This is a genomic window from Rodentibacter rarus, assembly GCF_001998965.1.
Classification (GTDB): Bacteria; Pseudomonadota; Gammaproteobacteria; order Enterobacterales; family Pasteurellaceae; genus Rodentibacter; species Rodentibacter rarus.
In genome coordinates this window covers 1-4,697 of the sequence record NZ_MLHJ01000115.1, presented here as the reverse complement: position 1 = coordinate 4,697, position 4,697 = coordinate 1, and the positions used below count along the sequence as shown (strand labels likewise).

Below are 4,697 nucleotides of genomic sequence, written 5' to 3'. Positions count from 1 at the left end.
AAGGTGGTCGTCATACCCCGTTCTTCAAAGGTTACCGTCCACAGTTCTATTTCCGTACAACAGACGTAACCGGTACTATCGAATTACCGGAAGGTGTGGAAATGGTAATGCCTGGTGATAACATCAAAATGACTGTATCCTTAATCCACCCAATTGCGATGGACCAAGGTTTACGTTTTGCTATCCGTGAAGGTGGCCGTACAGTAGGTGCGGGTGTTGTTGCGAAAATTATTAAATAATTTTCATTGAATTAATCAATTGAGAGGGCAGATCTTAGATAATCTGCCCTTTTGTTTTATCATTTATTCAGTCAAAAGTGCGGTTATTTTTCCCTCATTTTTTGATATGATCAGAAAAACTTTTGAGAGGATTTTTTATGTCAAAACAACATTTTCGAGCCGTCGTTTCTGATCTAGATGGTACATTATTAAACACAAATCATATCATCGGAGATTTTACGATTGATACGCTGAATCGTCTTGAACAAAATGGCATTGATATTATTCTTGCAACAGGAAGAAATCATACTGACGTTGCTTCTATACTCGGGAAAATCGGTGCAGAGCGTGCGGTAATGATTACCTCAAATGGCGCAAGGGTACGGGATATGACGGGTAATCTCATTTACAGTAATAGCTTACCGGAAGATATCGTATACGATCTTTATAAAACGCCATTTGATGAAACTAAGGTCTGTTTAAACAGCTATCAAGATGAAGGCTGGTTTATTAATAAAGATGTTCCGGTACTGAAAAAATTTCATCAAGATTCAGGTTTTATGTATGAAGTGGTTGATTTTTCTAAACATCACGCCCGTCATGTAGAGAAAATATTTTTTATTGGAAAAACCCCTGAAGATTTAATCGAAGTGGAAAAATATTTACGTGAACACTTTGGCGATAAAGCAACGATTGTTTATTCTGCATTAGCCTGTTTGGAAGTGATGAATAAAAATGTTTCAAAAGGAGAGGCGCTAAAACACGTGCTAGAGCAACGAGATTACGGTTTGGAAAATTGTATCGCCTTTGGGGATGGAATGAACGATGTGGAAATGCTTTCTCTTGTTGGAAAAGGTTGCATTATGGAGAATGCCGATGAACGATTGAAACAGGCTTGTCCACATTTAGAACAGATAGGCTCAAATCAAAATGAGTCGGTTGCAAAATATCTTCAACTTCACTTTGGCATCCAATAATGCTCCAAGCGATATTGTGCATTAGTTGTGGTGCGGTATTCGGTGCTTTAGGAAGGTGGGGATTAACTTACAGTCTTAACTCGCTTTTTTCTACTTTTGCCTTGGGTACATTACTTGCCAATCTCATCGGCTGTTTTTTGGTTGGTATATTGATGACATTTTTCTGGCAATATCCGCAAGTTAATGCTTTGTGGAAATTGTTTTTAGTGACGGGTTTTCTTGGAGCATTTACAACATTTTCCTCTTTTTCAATAGAAGTGATTGAACTTTTAATGTCAGACAAATGGTTTAACGCACTTGGCGTTATTGCTTTCCATTTAATAGGCGGATTAATCAGTACGATATTCGGTATTTTATTGTATAAATTCCTATTTAGATCTTAGGTTTTATTTTAAGGGTTACTTCCGTCCATAACGTTAATACAGCAAGAGCTAATGATTGAAAACCGCTATTTTGTAACCTTCTCCTGGAGTGTATAGAAATGGTAGGTGATTATTTTGTGTATTTACTATTTAAAGAATACCGCACTTTAACCTTGGAGGGCATAAAGTGCGGTTTGTTTTTTCTGTGTTTTTAATCCACCATTTTCTTCAGTTGATATAAATATGCCAATGCCTGTTTTGGGCTTAATTCATCTGGATCAAGTTTCTCAATGGCGGCACGCAGTGCATCGGTTTCTTGTTCAAAAGCAAGTTCGCCTTGGTGTTGGTTGGCATCACGCAGGGCTTGAATTTGTTGATCGGCCGAATGACCTGATATTTTTTCTAATTGCGTTAATTTTTGTTTCGCCAGTTTAATCACCTGTTGTGGTACACCGGCTAAAGCGGCAACGGCTAAACCATAACTTTTGCTTGCCGCCCCTTCTTGTACGCTGTGCATAAAAGCAATGGTGTTATTATGCTCAAGGGCATCTAAATGCACGTTCACAATACCAGAAAATTGTTCCGGCAAAGCCGTTAATTCAAAATAGTGGGTAGCAAATAGGGTGAGCGAACGGATCTTTTTCGCCAGCCATTCCGCACACGCCCAAGCAAGGGAAAGCCCGTCATAGGTGGACGTGCCTCTTCCTATCTCATCAATTAAAACCAAACTTTGTCTGCTAGCTTGATGGAGAATATTCGCCATTTCCGTCATTTCCACCATAAAAGTAGAACGACCGGAGGCCAAATCATCAGAGGCGCCAATACGGGTGAAAATGCGGTCAATCGGCCCGATTTTGGCCTGATCGGCCGGAACAAAACTCCCCATATATGCCATTAACGCAATCAATGCAGTTTGGCGCATATAGGTACTTTTCCCCCCCATATTCGGTCCGGTAATGATGAGTAAATGACGATCATGATTAAGTTCAACCGGATTAGCGATAAAAGGATCTTTTAACACCTGTTCCACCACGGGGTGGCGACCATTCTCAATCGTCATACTGATTTCGTCACAGAATGTAGGCATCACATAATTTAATCGATCGGCACGTTCTGCCAAATTCACCAACACATCTAATTCCGATAAGGCAAGGCTTGCCAATTGCAACGCCCCTAAATGAGGGAGGAGTAAATCAAACAATTCCTCATAAAGCTGTTTTTCTAACGCCAGCGCTGCCCCTTTGGATTTCAGCACTTTATCTTCATATTCTTTCAGTTCCGGGATAATGTAGCGTTCCGCATTTTTTAAGGTTTGACGGCGCACATAATGAATCGGGGCTTTGTGGGCTTGCCCTTGGCTGATTTGAATATAATAACCATGAACCGCATTGAAGCCGATTTTTAAGGTATCGATCCCCGTGTTTTCCCGCTCACGTTTTTCCAAATTTTCTAAATACTGGGTCGCCCCGTCAGACAGGGTTCGCCATTCGTCCAATTCCGCATGATATCCCGGTGCAATCACCCCGCCATCACGAATCAAAAGCGGCGGGGTTTCAATAATAGCGCGTTGAAGCAGCTCACACTGCTCAGAAAAATCAGCAATTTGATTAAAAAGTGCGGTCAAAAATGGCGGTGTTTTTTGTTCAATGATACGGCGTAATTCGGGGAGTTGTTCTAATGCACTGCGCAAACGGGTGAGATCTCTTGGACGAGCCGAACGCAACGCCACACGGGCTAAAATGCGTTCCATATCCCCCACTTGTTTTAAATAAGGTTGTAATTCATCCACCAGATCAAAATTTAAAATTTCTGCAATTGCCTGCTGGCGTTGACGCAGTTTTTCAGTATTGCGGATCGGCTGATGAATCCAACGTTTGAGCAAGCGGCTCCCCATTGGCGTCACACATTTATCCAACACAGAAGCGAGGGTATTCTCCGTGCCTCCGGCAAGATTTTGAGTGAGTTCTAAATTGCGTCTTGTGGCAGCATCTAATTGAATATAATCTTGATTTTGAATCACGCTGATGCTGTGAATATGCGGTAGTGCGGTGCGTTGGGTTTCTTTAGCATATTGCAACAAACAGCCCGCTGCACTCAAACCAAGAGGCGATTTTTCTACCCCAAAGGCACGCAGATCTTTAGTGCCAAATTGACGGTTCAGCAAATTGATTGCCGTCCCCAGTTCAAATTCCCAAATGGGGCGGCGGCGTAGCCCTTTGCAATGTTCGATGATTGCCATATCGCTGAAATCTTCGCAATAGAGCAATTCCACCGGTGAAATGCGTTGTAATTCCGAACGCAAACTTTCTTTATTTTCCGGTTCGCACAGTTGAAAAAGCCCTGATGTCATATCCAATGTGGCTAAACCAAATTTCTCTTTTTCTTGATAGACTGCGGCAATTAAATTGTCTTGGCGTTCAGGTAATAAGGCCTCATCACTCACTGTGCCCGGTGTGACAATACGCACAATTTGGCGTTCCACCGGTCCTTTGCTCGTTGCCGGATCGCCGACTTGCTCACAAATCGCAACAGGTTCGCCTAATTGAACCAGTTTCGCCAAATACCCTTCTATAGCGTGATAAGGCACACCTGCCATTGGAATAGGCTCGCCCGCCGATTGCCCCCGTTTGGTGAGAGATATATCCAGCAATGCCGCCGCTTTTTTTGCATCATCATAAAACAGCTCATAGAAATCCCCCATACGATAAAACAGCAAAATATCCGGATTTTCCGCTTTGAGTTTGAGATATTGTTGCATCATTGGGGTATGTTGAGAAAAATTATCTTCTGAAATCATTGAGTTACCTGTTTTTTGATAAGAAAATGGACGGCAATATCGACCGAAAAAATAGCGGTTTTAATGTAGGGTATTTTAGAGGTTGAGCGAGGAAAAAGCTAATCCTAATCCCTTATGCTTGAAACATTTGATGAAAGTGCGGTCATTATGGCATTTATTTTTGGTATTATGTAGCAAATGCACAAAAACAGAAATTTTAACAGAACGTAGGGACACACTGCGTGTGTCCGTTATAGAATCAAATTATTTCAATAGGTTAAAATTCGGACACACGCAGTGTGTCCCTACCGCTTTTCCCAAAAAAATCGCCTTTTCAACGGCTCGAAATCTGAAATTTAGCCCT

Annotated in this window: 4 protein-coding genes; 3 read left to right on the top strand and 1 reads right to left on the bottom strand. The window is 41.7% G+C overall.

Annotated features, from left to right (window positions below):
• From BKK50_RS10335 to crcB, 3 genes are all read left to right on the top strand, one after another.
• The coding region (locus BKK50_RS10335; protein ID WP_077415552.1) for an EF-Tu C-terminal domain-related protein at positions 1-239 on the top strand (239 nt) is incomplete at its 5' end.
• 137 nt (positions 240-376) lie between these two features.
• Complete coding sequence (locus BKK50_RS10330) at positions 377-1,195, top strand: Cof-type HAD-IIB family hydrolase (protein WP_077417782.1); 819 nt, start codon at positions 377-379, stop codon at positions 1,193-1,195.
• The gene (crcB, locus tag BKK50_RS10325) at positions 1,195-1,578 is read left to right on the top strand and encodes a fluoride efflux transporter CrcB (RefSeq protein WP_077417780.1); all 384 of its coding nucleotides are present in this window, start codon (positions 1,195-1,197) and stop codon (positions 1,576-1,578) included. The genes BKK50_RS10330 and crcB overlap by 1 nt, the downstream gene beginning before the upstream one ends.
• Positions 1,579-1,768: 190 nt before the next feature.
• Here the strand turns inward: crcB and mutS are convergent, their stop codons facing one another.
• Positions 1,769-4,354 carry a DNA mismatch repair protein MutS gene (gene mutS, locus BKK50_RS10320; protein WP_077417778.1) on the bottom strand — a complete coding sequence of 862 codons (2,586 nt, stop codon included), beginning with the start codon at positions 4,352-4,354 and terminating at the stop codon, positions 1,769-1,771.
• Between the last annotated feature and the right edge of the window lie 343 nt (positions 4,355-4,697).